Here is a 17,732-nt window from a genome sequence, read left to right as displayed (position 1 = left end):
GATTGCGCTGTGCTTGATCCGAAAGCGGACGACGTGAAGAGTCATTTTACCGCTCCGCGAACGCCCGCTCCACCACGAACTGCCCCGGTTCGCCGTGGTTGCCTTCGACGAACCCCTTGCCCGCCAGCAGCGCGCGCGTATCACTCACGAGCGCCGGGCTGCCGCAGATCATGATGCGGTCGTGTTCGGCCTCCAGCGGCGCCAGGCCGGCATCAGCGAACAGTTTGCCTGACGTGATCAGGTCGGTGATGCGGCCGCGGTTTTTGAACGGGTCGCGGGTCACGGTCGGATAGTAGATCAGTTGATTGCGCACGAGGTTGCCGATCAGTTCGTCGTTAGGCAACTCCTTGGTGATCATCTCGCCATACGCGAGTTCGGCGACGCGGCGGCAACCGTGCAGCAGCACCACCTTCTCAACACGCTGATAGGTTTCCGGATCCTTGATCACGCTGAGAAACGGTGCGAGGCCGGTGCCGGTGCCGATCAGGTACAGGTTGCGACCGTCGTCGAGATTGTCGATCACCAGCGTGCCGGTGGCCTTGCGGCTGACGATGATCTCGTCGCCCTGCTTCAAGTGTTGAAGCCGCGAGGTCAGCGGGCCGTCCGGCACTTTGATCGAGAAGAACTCCAGCCGGTCCTCGTAATTGGCGCTGGCGACACTGTAGGCGCGCAGCAGCGGTTTCTCGCCGACCTTGAGCCCGATCATGGTGAACTCGCCGTTACGAAAGCGGAACGACGGATCGCGGGTGGTAGTGAAGGAGAACAGCGTGTCGGTCCAGTGATGGACGCTCAGCACGTTTTCATGGTTGAAGTTGCTCATCTGCGCAGTCCGCTGCATGGCCGATTGCGCCGGCCGCGTGTGTGTATAAATTCATTCGTATACTAACGAATAATCCTTCTTGATCCCGGCGTCAAGCCACGGGCAAGATGCGCCCTACACTGCGAAAGCATTGAACAAAAAGGACAAAATCATGGCTCACGACGCGCCTGCAGCCACCGGCCCGACCAGACTGGTGATCCGCAATATTGGGCTGTTGCTCTCGGGCATGATCGAAAAACCCGTCCTCGATGCCGACACCATCGTCGCCGAGAACGGCAGGATCACCGCAGTCGGCCGCGCCGCGGACCTCGACACTGAAACCGCCACCACCATCGTCGACGCCAACGGCACCACGGTGACGCCCGGGCTGATCGACAGCCACGTCCATCCCGTGGCCGGCGACTGGACGCCCCGGCAGAACCAGATCGGCTGGATCGACAGCTTTCTCAACGGCGGCGTCACTACCATGATCTCGGCCGGCGAAGTGCACATGCCCGGCCGGCCGCGCGACGTGGTCGGCGTCAAGGCGATGGCGATTTTCGCGCAGCGTGCGTTCGACAATTTTCGTCCCGGCGGCGTCAAGGTGATGGCCGGCGCCCCGGTGATCGAGCCTGGCATGGTCGAGGAAGATTTCAGCGAGATGGCGGCAGCCGGCGTGAGATGGCTCGGCGAAGTCGGGCTCGGCGGCGTCAAGGACGGACCTACCGCGCGGAAAATGGTGGCATGGGCGCGGAAATACGGCATGAACAGCACCATCCACACCGGCGGACCGTCGATCCCCGGCTCCGGCCTAATTGACGCCGACGTGGTGCTGGAGGCTGATACTGATGTGGTTGGCCACATCAATGGTGGCCATACCGCGCTGCCGGACGGCCAGATCCGCTGCATCTGCGAAGGCTGCAAGCGCGGACTCGAACTGGTGCATAACGGTAATGAGCGCGCCGCGCTCTATACGCTGCGGATCGCGCGCGAGATGGGCGATCTGTCGCGTGTCATCCTCGGCACCGACGCGCCGGCCGGCTCCGGCGTACAGCCGCTCGGCATTTTGCGCATGGTGTCGCTATTGTCGTCGCTTGGCGAGGTGCCGGCGGAAACCGCGTTCTGCTTCGCCACCGGCAACACTGCGCGGATGCGCGCGCTGGATTGCGGCATTGTCGAAGTCGGTCGACCGGCTGATTTCGTCATCATGGACAAGGCGCAGCATTCGGCGGGAAAGAACGTCCTTGAGAGCGTGCAACTCGGCGACCTGCCCGGCATCGGCATGACCATCATCGACGGGCTGGTCCGCACCCAGCGCAGCCGCAACACGCCGCCGGCGACCAGGGTTCCGGAGATCGTCGGACATTGAGAGAGCACCGTCATTCCGGGCTCGCGCCAAGAGGCGCGCCCCGGAATGACGGAGAATGAGGACCAACATGACCATGCCGCTTGATCCCGTTATCGCAGCGATCATTCCGCTGCTGCCATTGCGCGATCCCGCTACCTTGACGCCGCAGAGCGCGCGCGATGCACTGCGCGCGCTTGCCGCGTCCCGCGCCGCCATTCCGCGGCCGCCGGTGGCGAGCGCGATCGATACGCAAGTGAAGGGCGCCGCCGGGCCGCTGGCCGCGCGGGTCTATCGTATGTCGGACCGACAATCGCCGACCGTGGTGTTCTTCCACGGCGGCGGCTGGGTTGCTGGCGATCTGGAAACCCACGACCGGCAGGCGCGCCTGCTGGCCATCGAGACCGGCGCCGTGGTCGTCTCGGTCGATTACCGGCGGCCGCCGGAAACCCGCTTTCCCGGCGCGTTCGACGATGGTTTTGCCGCGTTGCGCGACGTGATCGCGCGCGTCGTCGAATTCGGCGGGGACAGCACGCGCGTCGGGGTCGCCGGCGACAGCGCCGGCGGCAACCTCGCCGCGACGGCAGCCATCGCCTGCCGCGACGCGGGGTTCGAACTGGCCGCGCAACTGCTGGTCTACCCGGTGACCGATGTCGCCGGAAATTATGCCGACGCAACGGAGAACGCGCGCTTTCCCTCCCGCGCGGAAAATGCCGAAGGCTATTTCCTGTCACGCGCGGTGATGGAATGGTTTTCGGGGCATTATCTTGCCGACGCCAGGCATGGCACGGACTGGCGCGTCTCGCCGCTGCGCGCGAAAAGCCTGGCCGGCGTCGCACCCGCGGTGGTCACCACGGCATGGTTCGATCCGCTGCGCGACGAGGGCAAAGCCTATGCCGACGCGCTCGCCGCCGCCGGGGTCACTACGAAATACCATGACGGCCCGGGCCTGATCCACGGATATTTCGGCCTCGGCGAAGCTTCGCAGGCCGCACTGCTGGAGGCGCAACGCGCGCGCGCCGATTTCAAGGCGATGCTGGAACGCGGGGTATAGCAACCCTAGCCCGGGTAAGCGAACGGAGCAATCCAGAGCCAGGAAGGCTGGAGTGCTTCGTCGTTTCGTTCCGTGCAATGACAAGGCAATGACTGCAAGTCAATCTCCTCCTGAGGAGCCGCGCGCTTGCGCGGCGTCTCGAAGGATGAACCGCAACGCCTGTAGCAATCCTTCGAGGCTCGCCGCCTCGCGGCGAGCACCTCGGAACGACGCTGGACAAGATAGCGGCTTTGCGAGCATCACCGCAGCTTGCTTAACAGCGTCACCAGCGTCTCGCGCTCATTTGCATCGAGCGGCGCCAGCGTCTCTCGCGTGATCGCAAGCGCGTTGGGCGCGGTCTTTTCGGCCAGTTGCTGACCCGCCCGCGTCAGGCTGACGAGAAGGCGGCGGCCGTCCTCGGGGTCGGCGCTGATCTCGGTAAGGCCGCGGGCGGTGAGGCGGTCGATCACGCCCTTGATGGTGGCGACGTCCATTGCCGTCAGCCGGCCGAGCTGGTTCTGCGAGCACGGTCCGGTTTCGGTGAGTTTGGCCAGCGCCGCCCACTGCGTCGGGGTCAGGTTGATCCCGACCTCTTTGGCGAAGATGATGGCGTGGCGCTGCCACACTTGGCGCAGGATGAAGCCGATCTGTTCCTCCAGCACATAAGCGGGGCGGGGCGGCTTCGGGTTTCGTTTCGGCGAGATGGCCCTGTTCATGCGCTCCCCCCTTCCTCTCACAGCGCCAGATGCGCGTCGCGGACGTCCGGTCGCGCGTCGAGTTCGCTCATGGTGCCGCTAAAGCAGATACGGCCGCGCTCGACGATATAGGCGCGGTCGCAAATCAGTTTGGCGAAATGGAAATTCTGCTCGGAGACGACGATGCTGACGCCTTCCTTTTTCATGGTGAGGATGGCTCCGACCATCTGCTCCACGATTTTCGGCGACAGTCCCTCCGACGGCTCATCCAGCAGCACCAGCGACGGATTACCCATCAGGGTCCGTGCAATGGTCAGCATCTGCTGCTCGCCGCCGCTCATGCGGCCGCCCGGACGGCCGCGCATTTCGGCGAGGTTCGGAAACAGCCCGAATAATTTGTCCTTTGTCCACTGCGGCGCATTCGCGCGCGCCGGCTGGCGGCCGACCTCGAGATTCTCCTCGACGGTGAGATCCGTGAAGATGCGGCGCTCTTCCGGAACATAGCCGAGCCCGCCGCGCACGATCGCGTGGGTCGGCTGGTCCGACACATCCCTGCCCTCGAACATGATGCGGCCGGTGCGTTGCGCGACCAGGCCGACGATGGAGCGGAAGGTGGTGGACTTGCCGGCGCCGTTGCGTCCGAGCAGGGCGACCACCTCGCCGTCGCCGACCTCAAGCGTAACGTCGAACAAGATATGCGCCGGGCCGTAATGGCTGTTGAGATCGGTCACCTCGAGCTTCATGCCGGCAACCCCTCGCGGTGGCGCGCGTCATAGACCAGCCCCTCGCCGAGATAGATGGCGCGCACCTCGCGGTTGCGCCGGACTTCGTCGGGCGAGCCTTCCGCGATCAGGCTGCCGCGGTTGAGCACCAGGATGCGGTCGGCATGTTCGAACACCACGTCCATGTCGTGCTCGGTGAACAGCACGCCGATCGATTGCTCGCGGGCGATGGTTGCCGTGAGCCGCATCAGCTCGATGCGTTCGCGTGGCGCCATGCCGGCGGTCGGCTCGTCCATCAGCAGCAGTTTCGGCTGATTGGCGAGCGCGACCGCGAGTTCAAGCCGCTTGAGATCGCCATAGGCGAGTTCACCGCACGGCCGCTCCGCATAGCCGCTCATGCCGACCAGTTCGAGCAGCCGGCCAGCTTCGTCGCGCGCGAATTTCGGCGTCGAATGCCACATGTCGAACAGCGCGCGGCGATGCGACACCAGCGCGACCTGGATGTTTTCGCGCACCGTCATGGTGGGGAAGGTCGCGGTGATCTGGAAGGTGCGCCCGACCCCCAGGCGCCAGATCACGCGCGGCTTTTGGCCGGTGACGATGTCGCCGAGCAGGCGGACGCGACCGCTGTCCGGCACGTTTTGGCCGTTGAGCATGTCAAAGCAGGTGCTCTTGCCGGCGCCATTGGGGCCGATCAGCGCCAGGATTTCGCCGGCACGCAGCGAAAACGATACGCCGCGCACAGCATGGACGCCGCCATAGGATTTGGTCAGGGCCTCAACCGACAACAATGCGGGCGCCATGCTCATTCGGCGGTCTCGACGCGGGATGACAGGAGTTCGGGCGATCGCGGCCGGCGGCGGTTTCGCATCGTTTCCAGCATGCCGACGATCCCCTTCGGAAACGCCACCACGATCAGCACGATGACGCCGCCGAGCACCAGCTTGGACAGGTCGGTCTTGCTCACCAGCCAGATGTTGAGCGCTTTGTAAACGATGGCGCCGACCACCGCGCCCGACACCGTCTCGACGCCGCCGAGTAACACCATCACCAGCGCATCGACCGAGAGCGAGATACCGAGGCTGTCGGGAAATACGCCGCCCTTGACATAGGCGAACAGCGCACCGGCAAACCCCGCGGCAGTGCCGGCGATCACGAAGGCCGTCCACTGCATCCGTTTGCCGTCGATGCCGATCGCCTCGCTGCGCAGCCCCGAATCGCGCGTCGCCCGCAGCGCATAGCCGAATGGGGAGAACACGATGCGGCGAAGAGCTGCGACCGCAAGCGCGGCAAGGCCAAGCGAAAGCCAGTAGAAGTGCGATGGGCTTGCCGCCCAGCGCTCCGGCCATAGGCCCAAAATACCGTTGTCGCCGCCGGTTACCCCGACCCATTGGAACGCAATCGACCAGACGATCTGCGCGAACGCCAGTGTCAGCATCGCGAAGTAAACCCCGGAAAGCTGCACCGCGAAGAAGCCGAATACCGCCGCGCCGAAAAGTCCAAGCAATGGGCCAAGCAGCAGACACAGAATCATCGGCAGCCCGGCGGCCTTGGCAAGGAACGCGACCCCGTAGGCCCCGAGCCCGAAATAGGCGGCATGGCCGAACGAGGCCAGCCCGCCGACCGCCATCAAAAAATGCAGGCTGGCGGCAAAGATCACGAAGATCGCGATCTCGGAACTCACGGTGAGCGCGTAGTTGCCGCCGATCAGCGGTAGTGCCGCCGCCAGCACCAGCGCGGCCAGCGCGGCAAGGCGCTCGTTCGACGTCAGCGGCCGCCATGGATTGACGGTCAGCCCCGGAGTGCGGCGTGCGGGAGCCTCCGGTTTCCCGAACAGGCCCCATGGCCGCACGATCAGCACCGCAGCCATCACCAGAAATACCAGGATGATGGAAATTTTTGGAAAGATCAGGATGCCGAAGGCGTTCAGTTCCGACACCAGCACGGCGGCGACAAAGGCGCCGACGATGCTGCCAAGGCCTCCGATCACCACCACCACGAACACGTCGACGATGATGCGCAAATCCATGGCGTGATGCACGGCATCACGCGGAATCTGCAGCGCGCCGCCAAGCGCCGCGAGGAATACGCCGACCGCGAATACGCTGGTGAACAGCCATTTCTGATTGACCCCGAGTGCGGCCACCATGTCGCGGTCCTGGGTCGCGGCGCGGACCAGCACGCCCCAGCGCGTGCGCTGGAACAGCAGCCACAGGATTGCGAGCACGATCGGGCTAAAGGCAATCAAAAACAGGTCGTAGGTCGGAATATTCTGGCCGAAGAAATCGACCGCGCCTTTAAACCCCGGCGCACGGCGGCCGACCAGATCGCTCGGTCCCCAGATCAGCACCACGAGATCCTCGACCATCAGGGTGAGCCCGAAGGTCGCCAGCAATTGAAACAATTCCGGCGAATGATAAATCCGCCGCAGCAGGATCATCTCGACCAGCACACCCACCGCCGCGACGATCAAGGCTGCGGCGACGATGCCGCCCCAAAACCCAAGCGCGCCGGAAAATCTTTCCGTCAGCGTGAACGCGACATAGGCGCCGAGCATGTAGAACGCGCCGTGGGCGAAATTCACGATACGCGTCACGCCGAAGATGATCGACAGGCCCGATGCGACCAGGAACAGCGACGCCGCGCTGGCAAGGCCGGTCAGGAATTGAACGAAGTAGAAGGCCATCAGCGGTCCGCACGCCGAAAAACGCCGTCATTCCGGGATGCGCCACTTGGCGCAGGCCCGCTACCCATACCCACGATGATGGTCATGGGTTCCGGGGTCGCGACTTCGTCGCGCCCCCGAATGACGACGTCAGGATGTCGCGCGTCCATCGACTCTCAATCCCTGGGCCGCAGCTTCTCGACTTCGGTATCGCTTGGAAGATAATCGGCGCCTTTGCGATAGGCCTGGTCCACCATGACGCCCTTGCCGTCCTTCAGCGCGGTCTTGCCGACGAAGGCGCCCATTGTCGACTGATGATCGATCTTGCGGAAGCTCATCTCGCCGAAAGGCGACGGCATCGACAGGCCCTCGGTGACGGCGATCAGCTTTTCCGGATCGGTCGAGTTGGCCTTTGCAAGGATCAAGGCGGCGGCCTTGATGGTCTGGTAGCCCACGACCGAACCGAGGCGCGGATAGTCGTTGTATTTGGCCTGGAAGGCTTTCAGGAACGCGTCGTGCTCCGGGGTCTTGATGCTGTTCCAGTTATAACCGGTGACGATCCAGCCATTGGGCGTCTCGTCCTTCAGCGGATCGAGATATTCGGGCTCGCCGGTCAGCAAGCTTACCACCGTGCGGTCCTTGAACAGGCCGCGAGTATTGCCTTCGCGAACCAGCTTCACGAGGTCGGCGCCGAAGGTGACATTGAAGATGGCGTCGGGATTGGCCGCGGCCACCGCCTGCACCACCGGACCGGCGTCGATCTTGCCCTGCGGCGGCCACTGTTCGTCGACCCACTGGATGTCGGGGCGCTTTTCCGACATCAGTTTCTTGAAAACCCCGACCGCGGACTGGCCGTACTCATAATTCGGCGCGATGGTCGCCCAGCGCTTGGCCGGCAGCTTCGCCGCCTCTTCCACCAGCATCGCCGCCTGCATGTAGTTGGAAGGACGCAAGCGGAAGGTATAGCGGTTGCCCTTGGACCAGGTGATGGAGTCGGTCAACGGCTCGGAGGCGAGGAAGAATACTTTCTTCTGATTGGCAAAATCACTCACCGCAAGGCCGATATTGGACAGATACGTGCCGGTCAGCATCGCCACGTTTTCGCTCGATACCAGTTCGTTGGCGGCGGTCTGGGCGTCCGCTGGCTTGCCGCCGTCGTCCTTGGAGATGACGACGAGCTTCTTGCCGTTGACGCCGCCAGCGGCATTGACCTCCTCCACCGCGAGCTGCCAGCCCTTGCGATAAGGCTCGGTGAACGCGGGCAGTACCGAGTAGCTGTTGATTTCCCCGATTTTTATCTCGCTCTGGGCGAACGCGGACTGTGCCAGACCGCCGAGCACGATCGCCAGACCCGCACCCAGGAAACGTTTGCTTCGTTGCATCCTAACCTCCACTGTTGAAGATAGATTATTTCAAGCCGTCCTCGCCTTTGATTTCTGCGACGGTCAGGCCGCCGACCCGCGGCAGCGGCCTGCCGCTGTCGGTAACCGCAACCGCGACCATGATTTCGTTGGCGCGCGGCGCGTCGCTGATCTGCACTTCCATGCCGTCAAAATGGCTGCGCACGAACGCCGCGTCCTTGTGGCCGAGCGGAATATCGAGCGTCGTGCCCGGCCCGCTGCGCTTCTTCGACGATGGAATCAGCGCGGCACCCTTGCCCAACACCTTGCGCACCGGCGCTCCCATCTTGGGATGGAGAATCGCGGCGGCATGCTCCAATTCGCCGTTTTCGCCGACCGCCGCCGCCTTGCCGTAACTTTGCGCCTTTGCGCCGTCGATGCCAAGCGCGGCCACTGCTTTTTTTGAGAGCAATTCGCCGAGTTCCTCGCCGATCGCAATCAGCGGTGCGAGGTCCTCGACATATTTTCCGGCAAACGGATTTTCGATTACCGCGATGGCCGCGGCGCGGCGGGTGGGAGGCGTAACGGTCTGTCCCATTTCCAGCAACGTTTCTTCGACCACGGTGACCAGCTTGCGAATAATTACGCTCATTGCATCAAACTTTCTTTCACCGGGCGGTGTACCCGCGCCGAAGGTGCCCGTGCACCGACGACATCAGGCGCGACGATCCGTGTTTCGCCATGCAATCGCAATGCCGCGCTTTCGATCAATCCCCGCGCGAGCAACGTGCGCGCCTTGTCAGCGCCGGCGTCCAGCGCCGATGCGATCTCGAACGCCCGCAACGCGCCGACTTCGCGCGTGACAGGACGCGCGGCGAGATCGCTGTCGGGCTGCAGATCATGCGCCGGGCAGCGGACGATTGCGGTATGCCCGGGCAGATCGACCGCATTGGCGATAATGGTGGCGGCAGCATCGGCCTGCGCCGCGGTTCGCGCCAGCACCGTCACGGCGTCGGCAATGCCGAGCGAAAAGCTGCGTCCGTGCCGCCCGCTGGTGGCGATGCCGCGCGCCGAATCGTCTGCATCGACGACGGTCGTTCGCATCAGGCCCGGCCGGTCCGGCCGATCCACCAGCCCTATCGTAAAGTGCCTGCCTCGGCTCAGATGCAGCGCGATATCGCCGCCGTTGTTGACATAGGCGCGCCCGAGGTCCGCCCCCTCCACCATTGCACCCAGGACTTCCTCGGCCACGGCGCCCGCCACCGCCGCCATCGGCGTGATGAAATGCTCCGCTGCATATGGCGCGACCGCGGCGTGCATGCGGCGCGCGACCTTGCCCTGCAGCCCGCATCCCGCAGGTTCGGCCGCTTTACGCAACTCCGGCAACTCGCCGCAGAGTTCATCGAGCAGTCCGGTGAAGCGCCGCGCCGCCGCATCGTAGGCCGCGCGCAGGTTTGCCTCGCTGCCGCACGCTTCAACGATCAGGTCAATCGGGCCGTCCTGCAGATGCAGCCGTTTGCCGTCCGCCAGGAACCCGATCTGCGGGCGTCTTGTCATGGATGCGATTCCGGTATCGGCTGCGGCGGCATTTGACGGATTTCCGCCTTGTCCTTCAATGACGCCAACGGTCGCACGTGATCCATATGGCCGCCCAACGCCGCATAGTCGGACAATTTCAGCGTAAACTCGATCGGAGCCACCAAAGCCGGCGTCGGCACGTAGCCGAAGGCGCCCGCCGGCAACCGCGTGACGTCTACCATGAAGGTGATGCCGCCGCCGGGCCAGACATAGACCGGCGCCCCGCCGGAGGTCACGCGCGTCAACGCGTCCTTCACCGAGCGCGTCAGCCGCACCGGATTTTCCGTAACGCCGGATCGCAGCGAGCCGCCGGCGCCGCCCATAAACAGCACGGTGCACAGCGCCGGTTCGCAATTCTCCTTGATGCGCTCGACCGAGAATTTCAGGTCGGCAGGCATATCCTTCTCGATCGGCTTCAGCGCCGCATCGAGTTCGAAATAGGCGGCATGCTCGCCGGTGGTGCTGACCATCAGCAAGGTCATCCCCGGCCGCGCTTCCTTTGGATCGAACGGACCCAGCACCGACAGCGGATCGGAGATCATGGTGCCGCCCCAGCCGGTACCCGGCTCGGCGACCTGGAAATACCTTCCGGGCGTCGAGCGGCGGCCTTTCATCTTGATCCCGGTGTCGGGAATATCGAGCAGCTTTCCGGCCTGGTGCTCGGAGAGCACGCCAGTGATGTGATCGTCCACCACCACGACCTCGTCGACCTTGCCGTGCCACTGCTTGGCGAACATCCCGATCGTTGCCGAGCCGCAACCGACCCGCATGCGCTCCTCGGGCACGCCGTTGACAATGGGCGGATGTCCGGCCTGCACCACCACGGTCGCACCGCCATCGATGGCGAGTTCGACCGGCTTGCAATTGGACAAGTCCATCAGCGCGTCGCAGGTGATGCGGCCTTCCTTCTTGGAGCCGCCGGTCAGATGATGCACGCCGCCGAGCGACAGCATCTGCGATCCGTATTCACCTGTGGTGACGTGGCCAACTGCCTCGCCCTGCACGCGCACCGTTGCGGCCTCTGGACCGAGATAACGGTCGGTGTCGATCTTCACCTTGACGCCGCAATAGCTGAAAATGCCTTCGGTCACTACGGTGACCATGTCGACCCCGTCGATTTCGGAGGCGACGATGAACGGCGCGGGCTTGTAGTCGGGATAGGTGGTGCCGGCACCGATGGCGGTGACAAACACGCCGGATTCATGCACAATCTTGCCGTCCCAGTCGCCGCCGGCCTGAAACGGCACCAGCCGGCCGCCATGGGATACCGTCCGCTCCAGCACCACATGCGGATCGACCCGCACGAGTTCACCGTCGTGATTGGCATAGCGGTCGCACGCGCCGGCGGCCCCCGGCTTGATATAGCACATCACCGGACAGGCATCGCAGCGGATCTTGTCGGCGGCAGCAGCGGTCGCGTCAGTCGGCATGAACAAGCTCGCAAGCGATCGGCAATCCCGGGCATCTTGTTCGTATACGAACGATCCTGCGCGCGGACCCGAAAGCTGTCAAGCGGCGTTGCGTCCGAAAAACGCCGTTGCCGATAAAAAACGCAGGTTGCACCGCGCGTGTTCAAAGCTTATCCGGTCCGGCCGGAAATCCAGACGCTCGGCGGGGTTTCCGGATTCCGGGTTCGCGCAAAGACGCGCGCCCCGGATGAGGCGTAAAGCAATGCCGCGCTTGCACGTTTGTGCGCAGACGGTATCTTTCAATCATGATCCGCCTTCACGTCAACGGCAGGGCGCACGACATCGATGCCGCGCCGGACACCGCGCTGCTTTACGTGTTGCGCAACGATCTTGCATTGAACGGCCCGAAATACGGCTGCGGCCTCGGCGAATGTGGGACCTGCACGGTGCTGATCGACGGCACCGCGGCGCGTTCCTGCGTGATTCCGCTCGACGGCTGCGTCGGCCGCGACATCGTGACACTTGAAGGTCTCGGCTCGCGCGAGCGGCCCGATCCGGTGCAGCAGGCCTTTATCGCGGAGCAGGCGGCGCAATGCGGCTACTGCCTTAACGGCATGATCATGAGCATCAAGGCGCTGCTGATGCGTGCCCCTCATCCTTCGGAAACCGAGGTTCTCGAAGCGCTGCGATACAATCTATGCCGATGCGGCGCGCATGTTGAAATCATGCGCGCGGCGATGCGGGCCGCGGGCCGTGTTGCCGGGGCTTACGACTGATGGCCGAACTTTTGCCTGGATCATTGTCCGTCGTCCGCCCAGCGGCATCGGGCGAGGGCACACTCGAAACCTTCATCAAAATCACCGCCGACGGCATGGTGACTGCCTTCAATGGCCATGTCGATCTCGGCACCGGCATCCGTACCGCGCTCGGGCAGATCGTCGCCGAAGAACTCGACGTGTCTTTTGCGCGCGTGGTCGTGGTGCTCGGCGACACCTCGCGCGTTCCCAACCAGGGCGCCACGATCGCCAGTGAAACCATCCAGATCACCGCGGTGCCGCTGCGCTGCGCTGCCGCACAGGCGCGGCATTTTCTGTTGGCGCGCGCCGCGAAGAGGTTCGAGCTTCAGGGGAGCGAGTTATCGATCGACGATGGCCTGATCCGCGGCCGCGACAACCGCAGCGTCAGCTATGGCGAGTTGATCGCCGGCGAAACCTTCCTCTTGGAACTCGCCGACGACGTTCCGGTCAAAGCGGTCGACGCCTACCGCATCGTCGGACAGTCCGTGCCGCGGGTCGACATTCCGGCCAAGGCCACCGGCGAACTGGTTTATGTCCATGACGTGCGCATCCCCGGCATGCTGCACGGCCGCGTGGTGCGCCCGCCCTATGCCGGCGTCGATGCCGGCGGTTTCATCGGAACCAGCCTGATCGCGGTCGACGAAGCCTCGGTCCGCGACATCGCCGGATTAGTAGCGGTGGTGCGGATCGGCGATTTTGTCGGCGTGGTCGCCGAACGCGAGGAAAACGCGGTCAAGGCCGCCGCCCAGCTCAAAGTCGCTTGGAAACCGACGCCGACACTGCCGGACCTGCATGACGCCGCAACGGCGTTGCGCGCCAATCCGTCAGCGCCGCGTGTGCTGATCGACAAGGGCGACGTCGATGCAGCACTTGCCGCCGCCGCCAAGCCGGTACAACGGACTTATGTCTGGCCGTACCAGATGCACGGCTCGATCGGCCCGTCCTGCGCGGTCGCCGAGGTTCAGGACCACTCTGTTCGGGTCTGGTCCGGCACGCAAAATCCCCACATGCTGCGCGCCGATCTCGCGCTGCTGCTGGCGCGGCCCGACGCCGAAATCGACGTGGTGCGGATGGAGGCCGCCGGCTGCTACGGCCGCAACTGCGCCGACGACGTTTCGGCCGACGCGGTGCTGCTGTCTCGGGCGGTCGGCCGTCCGGTTCGCGTGCAGCTCACGCGCGAACAGGAGCACGCCTGGGAGCCGAAGGGCGCGGCGCAATTGATGGACGTCAACGGCGGTCTTGACGCCGACGGCGGCGTCGCAGGCTATGATTTCGCGACGCGATATCCGTCCAATGGCGCGCCGACGCTGGCGCTGCTGCTGACCGGGACGATTGCGCCAACGCCCGCGGTATTCGAGATGGGCGACCGCACCGCGATTCCACCCTACGATTACGACAACATGCGCGTGGTCGCCCACGACATGCCGCCGATCGTGCGGGCGTCGTGGCTGCGCGGCGTCTCGGCGCTGCCGAATACCTTTGCGCATGAGTCCTACATCGATGAACTCGCCACGGAAGCCGAAGTCGATCCGATCGAATACCGCCTGCGTTACCTGAAAGATCGGCGCGCGGTGGATCTGGTCAAGGCGGTGGCCAAGCGTGCGAACTGGACGCCTCGCGCGGTCTGGAAGCAGCCGGAGGCTGAAGGCGACATCGTACACGGACGCGGCTTTGCCTACGCGCTTTATGTCCATAGCAAATTTCCCGGTTATGGGGCGGCGTGGTCGGCGTGGATTGCCGACGTCGCAGTCAATAAATCCACCGGCGATGTCAGCGTGACGCGTGTTGTGGCGGGGCAGGATTCCGGGCTGATGATCAATCCGGACGGAGTGCGCCACCAGATCCACGGCAACGTCATCCAGTCGACCAGCCGCGCGCTGATGGAAGAAGTATCGTTTGACAGCGCCGCGGTGGTGAGCCGCGAATGGGGCGCCTACCCGATCATCAAATTTCCGGACATTCCGAAGATCGACGTGCTGATGCTGCCAAGGTCCGACCAGCCGCCGCTCGGCGTCGGTGAATCGGCATCCGTACCGAGCGCCGCGGCCATTGCCAACGCCATCTTCGACGCCACCGGCGTGCGGTTCCGCGAACCGCCGTTCACGCCGGAGCGGATCCTGGCGGGACTGCGCGGCGCGCAGCCTGCGGCGCAAAACGCATTGCCAAGCGGCGCGCCGAAGGCGCCGGAGTCGGTGGCGTACAACCATCGGAATCCGTTTGCCGGACGGCACGGCGTATTTGCCAGTGCCGCCGCCATGGTAGCCGCGATGATTGGCCTCGCCGCGATTACGTTGCCGTGGCGGTCGATTGCGCCGATCGCGCGGCCGGATTTCTCGGCCTATTCGGCGGCGACTATCGCGCGCGGACAGCAGCTTGCCGCGCTCGGTGACTGTGCGGTGTGCCACACCCAGCCGAATGGCCTCGTCAACGCGGGCGGCCGCGCCATCGAGACGCCGTTCGGCATCGTCTATTCGACCAACATCACGCCTGACGTCGAAACCGGCATCGGCGCCTGGTCCTATCCCGCCTTCGAACGAGCCATGCGCGAGGGTATCCACCGTGACGGAAAGCATCTTTACCCGGCGTTTCCGTATAATCACTTTGCAAAGACCACCGATGCCGACCTGCAGGCGCTCTACGCCTATCTGATGGCGCAGCCGGCGGTACGCGCCGTCAATCCTGAAACCGCGCTGGCCTTTCCATTCAACCTGCGGCCGTTGATGGCGGGATGGAATGCGCTGTTTCACAGCAGCGCGGCCTTTGCGCCCGAAGCTGCGCGATCGGCGGCATGGAATCGGGGCGCCTATCTGGTCGAGGGCCTCGGCCATTGCGGCGCCTGCCATTCGCCGCGCAACGCGCTCGGGGCCGAGAAGGCCAATGCCTATCTGGCCGGCGGTTTTGCGGAGGGTTGGGAAGCGCCGGCGCTGACGTCGCTCTCGCATGCGCCGATTCCCTGGAGCGAGGACGAGCTGTTCGCCTATCTGCGCACCGGGCAATCCCGCTTTCACGGGGTTGCCGCGGGCCCGATGGCACCGGTGGTGAAAGAACTCGCTGCTCTGTCCGACGGCGACATCCGTGCCATGGCAGTCTATCTCGGCTCATTCAACCGGACCGCAATCAGTAAAACGGCGCAGGAGACTTCCGCCGCCACGCTGGAGGCATCGACCGGCACGCGAGCGACGTTCGCATCGGCAGCGGGCGCCCGCCTCTATGAAGGCGCCTGCGCGGTGTGCCATCGGGTCGGCGGCGCGCCGCTGTTCGGCTCAAGGCCGTCATTGGCGCTGAACAGCAATCTGCACAGCGCCATGCCGGACAACCTCATTCAGGTCATCCTGCACGGCATCGCCGCGCCGGTGTCCAGCGATCTCGGCTACATGCCAGGCTTCAAGGACAGTTTTAACGATCGGCAGATCGCAGAGCTGGTGTCCTACCTCAGGCAGCAATTCGCTCCAGGCAAGCGGCCCTGGACCGACGTGGACGCAGCGATCATGCGGGCCAGACGGGCGAGCGGGCGCTGAATTGCAGCCCAGAACTGCCGCACCGGGCACTGGTTGCCGGCTTGGCAACGCGATAAGGTTCCAGCCATGGCAATCACAGACATCGCAACGCGGACCTACAATCACGGCTGGCGGCTCGATCCGATCGTGCGCAGCCTGTTGGATACCGACTTTTACAAGCTGCTGATGCTGCAGATGATCCGGGAATTTTATCCGGACGAGCACGTGACTTTCTCCGTCATCAACCGCAGCCGGCACGTCCGTCTCGCCGAAGTCATCGACGAGGGTGAGCTTCGTGCCCAGCTCGATCATGCCCGCTCGATCCGCTTCGCCAAGAAGGAACTGATCTGGCTTGCCGGTAATACGTTCTACGGCAAGACCCAGATGTTTTCGCCGGACTTCATCAACTGGCTCGCAACCTTCCGCCTTCCCGAATATGAATTGCGCAAGGTAGATGGCCAGTACGAATTGCATTTCCATGGTCCGTGGACCCACACCACCATGTGGGAGATTCCGGCGCTCGCCATTCTCAATGAGTTGCGCTCGCGCCAGGTCACCAAAGGCAAGGGTCGCTTTGCGCTCGATGTTCTCTATGCCCGCGCCAAAGCCAAGCTGTGGAGCAAGGTCGAACGTCTGCGTAAGCTTGAAGGCCTCCGCCTTTCCGATTTCGGGACGCGCCGTCGGCACGGTTTCCTGTGGCAGCGGTGGTGCGTCGAGGCCGTAAAGGAAGGACTGGGCCCCGCTTTCACTGGAACATCCAATGTGCTGCTGGCGATGGATTCAGACCTCGAAGCCATCGGTACCAACGCGCATGAACTGCCAATGGTCGCAGCCGCACTGGCCAGCGACGACACCGAATTACGTTGGGCTCCCTATCGTATTCTCGACCAATGGCGCCATACCTATGGCGGAAATCTGCTGGTCGCCCTCCCGGACGCGTTCGGCACCAAGGCATTTTTACGCGACGCGCCGGAATGGGTGGCGGACTGGACCGGCTTTCGTCCCGACAGCGCCCCGCCGATCGCGGCAGGCGAAGAGATCATCAAATGGTGGAAGCAAAGGGGCCGCGATCCCAGGGAGAAGCTGCTGGTTTTTTCCGACGGCATGGACGTGGGATCGATCGAGGAAACCTATCGTCATTTCGCCGGCCGGGTGCGGATCAGTTTCGGCTGGGGCACCAACCTCACCAATGACTTCATGGCATGCGCGCCGGACGGATCCGCCGATCTCGATCCGATCTCACTCGTATGCAAGGTGACCGCCGTCAACGGCCGCCCCGCGGTCAAACTTTCCGACAATCCGGAAAAGGCGACGGGCAGTCCGTCCGAAGTTGAGCGCTATCTGCGCGTGTTCGGCAACGCGGGCCGCGTCCGCAGCGCGGTGCATGTCTGAGCCCTCAAACGCCTCCGGGCTGAACGAAGCAGAACACGAATCCGCCGCGACTTAAGAATACGATGCCGTGCCCGGTTGGATTGGCGTTGTCCCACTTGAGTTTATTGTTCGGAATTTCAACTTCGGTGCCGATCTCGACGTGCGGCCGGCCGCGTGGTTCGTCGGGGCGATCGTCGGTTACAATGGCGTAGGTTTTGCCGTTCCTGACATGAATTTCGTCCGCCCAGTAGGCGTCGGCTTCGCCGCAGCAGGACGCATTTGGAACGTCCGGCTGCATCAAGGCCTGGTACCATTGCCGGATTGCCGGATCGACGGCTTCCCATTGTCCGAGATCATGCGCCTTTATGCTACCAATGAAGCAACCGGAAATGGCGAGACAAAGGAGGATGTGTTTCATTCATGCGCTCCCGCGTTTAGTCCGGCAGGCACAGCAGAGCAATCTTCGTGCCGAAAATGCTGC

The 17,732-nt window shown here is 64.0% G+C and carries 16 protein-coding genes; 5 read left to right on the top strand and 11 right to left on the bottom strand.

The window, feature by feature from the left end; all coding sequences use genetic code 11:
- Positions 1-46: 46 nt before the first annotated feature.
- Complete coding sequence (locus tag ACFE72_RS02030) at positions 47-820, bottom strand: ferredoxin--NADP reductase (protein ID WP_375411368.1); 774 nt, start codon at positions 818-820, stop codon at positions 47-49.
- Between the two features lie 151 nt (positions 821-971).
- On the opposite strand from ACFE72_RS02030, the gene ACFE72_RS02025 reads away from it, so the two are divergent.
- Both ACFE72_RS02025 and ACFE72_RS02020 read left to right on the top strand, forming a co-directional pair.
- Positions 972-2,168: an amidohydrolase family protein gene (locus ACFE72_RS02025; protein WP_375411367.1), complete on the top strand. Its 1,197-nt coding sequence runs from the start codon at positions 972-974 to the stop codon at positions 2,166-2,168.
- Between the two features lie 67 nt (positions 2,169-2,235).
- Positions 2,236-3,198 (top strand): alpha/beta hydrolase, encoded by a 963-nt coding sequence (locus ACFE72_RS02020; protein WP_375411366.1) that lies wholly within the window; start codon positions 2,236-2,238, stop codon positions 3,196-3,198.
- A 239-nt stretch (positions 3,199-3,437) separates the two neighbouring features.
- Here the strand turns inward: ACFE72_RS02020 and ACFE72_RS02015 are convergent, their stop codons facing one another.
- The 9 genes from ACFE72_RS02015 to ACFE72_RS01975 all read right to left on the bottom strand — a co-directional run bounded on the left by ACFE72_RS02015 (position 3,438) and on the right by ACFE72_RS01975 (position 11,889).
- Complete coding sequence (locus tag ACFE72_RS02015; RefSeq protein ID WP_375411365.1) at positions 3,438-3,893, bottom strand: MarR family winged helix-turn-helix transcriptional regulator; 456 nt, start codon at positions 3,891-3,893, stop codon at positions 3,438-3,440.
- A gap of 17 nt (positions 3,894-3,910) precedes the next feature.
- The gene (locus ACFE72_RS02010; protein WP_375411364.1) at positions 3,911-4,615 is read right to left on the bottom strand and encodes an ABC transporter ATP-binding protein; all 705 of its coding nucleotides are present in this window, start codon (positions 4,613-4,615) and stop codon (positions 3,911-3,913) included.
- Positions 4,612-5,403, bottom strand: a complete 792-nt coding sequence (locus ACFE72_RS02005; protein WP_375411363.1) for an ABC transporter ATP-binding protein — start codon at positions 5,401-5,403, stop codon at positions 4,612-4,614. The genes ACFE72_RS02010 and ACFE72_RS02005 overlap by 4 nt, the downstream gene beginning before the upstream one ends.
- Complete coding sequence (locus ACFE72_RS02000) at positions 5,400-7,280, bottom strand: ABC transporter permease (RefSeq protein ID WP_375411362.1); 1,881 nt, start codon at positions 7,278-7,280, stop codon at positions 5,400-5,402. Before ACFE72_RS02000 ends, ACFE72_RS02005 begins: the two co-directional genes overlap by 4 nt.
- 155 nt (positions 7,281-7,435) lie before the next feature.
- A complete protein-coding gene (locus ACFE72_RS01995; RefSeq protein WP_375411361.1) occupies positions 7,436-8,641 on the bottom strand; it encodes an ABC transporter substrate-binding protein in 1,206 nt (401 codons plus the stop codon).
- Between the two features lie 25 nt (positions 8,642-8,666).
- Positions 8,667-9,251 (bottom strand): amino acid synthesis family protein, encoded by a 585-nt coding sequence (locus tag ACFE72_RS01990; RefSeq protein WP_375411360.1) that lies wholly within the window; start codon positions 9,249-9,251, stop codon positions 8,667-8,669.
- Positions 9,248-10,156 carry a UPF0280 family protein gene (locus tag ACFE72_RS01985; protein WP_375411359.1) on the bottom strand — a complete coding sequence of 303 codons (909 nt, stop codon included), beginning with the start codon at positions 10,154-10,156 and terminating at the stop codon, positions 9,248-9,250. Before ACFE72_RS01985 ends, ACFE72_RS01990 begins: the two co-directional genes overlap by 4 nt.
- Positions 10,153-11,607, bottom strand: a complete 1,455-nt coding sequence (locus ACFE72_RS01980; protein ID WP_375411358.1) for a 6-hydroxynicotinate reductase — start codon at positions 11,605-11,607, stop codon at positions 10,153-10,155. Before ACFE72_RS01980 ends, ACFE72_RS01985 begins: the two co-directional genes overlap by 4 nt.
- A 78-nt stretch (positions 11,608-11,685) precedes the next feature.
- Complete coding sequence (locus ACFE72_RS01975; RefSeq protein ID WP_375411357.1) at positions 11,686-11,889, bottom strand: hypothetical protein; 204 nt, start codon at positions 11,887-11,889, stop codon at positions 11,686-11,688.
- A 2-nt stretch (positions 11,890-11,891) separates the two neighbouring features.
- Between ACFE72_RS01975 and ACFE72_RS01970 the strand changes: the two genes are divergently transcribed.
- From ACFE72_RS01970 to pncB, 3 genes are all read left to right on the top strand, one after another.
- Positions 11,892-12,362: a (2Fe-2S)-binding protein gene (locus tag ACFE72_RS01970; RefSeq protein ID WP_375411356.1), complete on the top strand. Its 471-nt coding sequence runs from the start codon at positions 11,892-11,894 to the stop codon at positions 12,360-12,362.
- A complete protein-coding gene (locus ACFE72_RS01965; RefSeq protein WP_375411355.1) occupies positions 12,362-15,901 on the top strand; it encodes a molybdopterin cofactor-binding domain-containing protein in 3,540 nt (1,179 codons plus the stop codon). Before ACFE72_RS01970 ends, ACFE72_RS01965 begins: the two co-directional genes overlap by 1 nt.
- Before the next feature lie 66 nt (positions 15,902-15,967).
- Complete coding sequence (gene pncB, locus ACFE72_RS01960) at positions 15,968-17,272, top strand: nicotinate phosphoribosyltransferase (RefSeq protein ID WP_375411354.1); 1,305 nt, start codon at positions 15,968-15,970, stop codon at positions 17,270-17,272.
- Positions 17,273-17,276: 4 nt separating this feature from the next.
- Here the strand turns inward: pncB and ACFE72_RS01955 are convergent, their stop codons facing one another.
- Positions 17,277-17,669: a hypothetical protein gene (locus ACFE72_RS01955; protein ID WP_375411353.1), complete on the bottom strand. Its 393-nt coding sequence runs from the start codon at positions 17,667-17,669 to the stop codon at positions 17,277-17,279.
- Positions 17,670-17,732 lie beyond the last annotated feature (63 nt).

The sequence above is a fragment of the uncultured Bradyrhizobium sp. genome, from assembly GCF_964252615.1.
GTDB lineage: Bacteria > Pseudomonadota > Alphaproteobacteria > Rhizobiales > Xanthobacteraceae > Bradyrhizobium.
Note: the sequence above shows the minus strand (reverse complement) of the source record. Positions and strands in the feature narration are given on the sequence as shown.